Source organism: Gordonia sp. NPDC003425 (assembly GCF_053588635.1).
On sequence record NZ_JBSFQI010000052.1, the window covers coordinates 1 to 1,269 of the forward strand.

General features: G+C 65.6%; 1 protein-coding gene. It reads left to right on the forward strand.

All coding sequences use genetic code 11. The annotated features are described in order from the left end of the window. Window positions 1–70 precede the first annotated feature (70 nt). A protein-coding gene (locus ACWDTD_RS20545; protein ID WP_449748957.1) for an IS3 family transposase occupies window positions 71–1,236 on the forward strand; the annotation gives its coding sequence in 2 pieces (ribosomal slippage) (window positions 71–355 and window positions 358–1,236; 1,164 coding nt in all). The last annotated feature ends 33 nt before the right edge of the window (window positions 1,237–1,269 follow it).

A 1,269-nucleotide genomic window follows, 5' to 3' on the forward strand; every position in this document is an offset into this window, starting at 1 on the left:
GGGGCTGGTGCACGAGTAGGTGACATCTGATCTGGCTTGCCCTGCCGGGCGGCCTGGAAGGATGCCAGCTGTGCCCAAGCCCTATCCCCAGGAGTTCCGCGACGACGTTGTCCGCGTCGCCCAGAACCGTGAAGACGGTGTGACTCTCGAACAGATCGCTGCCGACTTCGGTATCCACCCGATGACCCTGAACAAGTGGATCCGCAAGGCCGACGTGGAGGCCGGGATCAAGCCCGGCACCACGTCGGCCGAATCGCGTGAGCTGCGCGAGGCCAAGCGGCGTGTGCGCCTGCTTGAACAGGAGAACGAGGTCTTACGCCGGGCGGCGGCGTACCTGTCCCAAGCGAATCTGCCGGGAAAAGGTGGTACCCGCTCGTGAGTGAGCTGGCCGCTGACGGCATCCCCGTCACGGTGGCGTGTCGGGTACTCAAGATCGCTCGCCAGCCCTACTACCGGTGGCGCAAGAACCCGATCACCGACGCCGAGCTCGCCGAGGCGTACCGGGCCAACGCCCTGTTCGACGCCCACCGCGAAGACCCGGAGTTCGGCTACCGCTACCTCGCCGACGAGGCCGAAGCCGCAGGCGAGAAGATGTGCCGGCGGACGGCGTGGCGGATCTGCTCCGCCGGCGGCTGGACCAGCACCATCAGCAAGAGAGGCCGCGGCAAGCACCGCAAGGCCGGCCCGCCTGTACACGACGATCTCGTCAAGAGAGACTTCACCGCGCCCGGCCCCAACGAGCTGTGGCTGACCGACATCACCGAGCACTGGACGGCCGAGGGCAAGCTGTACCTGTGCGCGATCAAGGACGTCTACTCGGGCCGGATCGTCGGGTACTCGATCGACTCGAGAATGAAGTCCCGCCTGGCCGTGGCCGCCCTGAACAGCGCTGTCGCCAGGCGAGGGGACGTGGTCGGCTGCGTTCTGCACAGCGATAGAGGGTCTCAATTTCGTTCGAAGAAGATGCAGAAGGCCATCACCCGGCACGGCATGCTCGGGTCGATGGGCAGGGTCGGTGCGTGTGGTGACAACGCGGCGATGGAGAGCTTCTTCTCGCTGCTACAGAACAACGTCCTCGACCGTCGATCCTGGGCCACCAGAGACGAGCTCCGGGCCGCCATCGTGCACTGGATCGAACGGACCTACCACCGCCGCAGACGACAGGACCGCCTCGGCAGATTGACCCCCATTGAATTCGAGACCATCATCAACCACGAGGCCCCTCAGGCCGCGTGACTAACCCTGTCACCTATCCGTGCACCAGGCCCA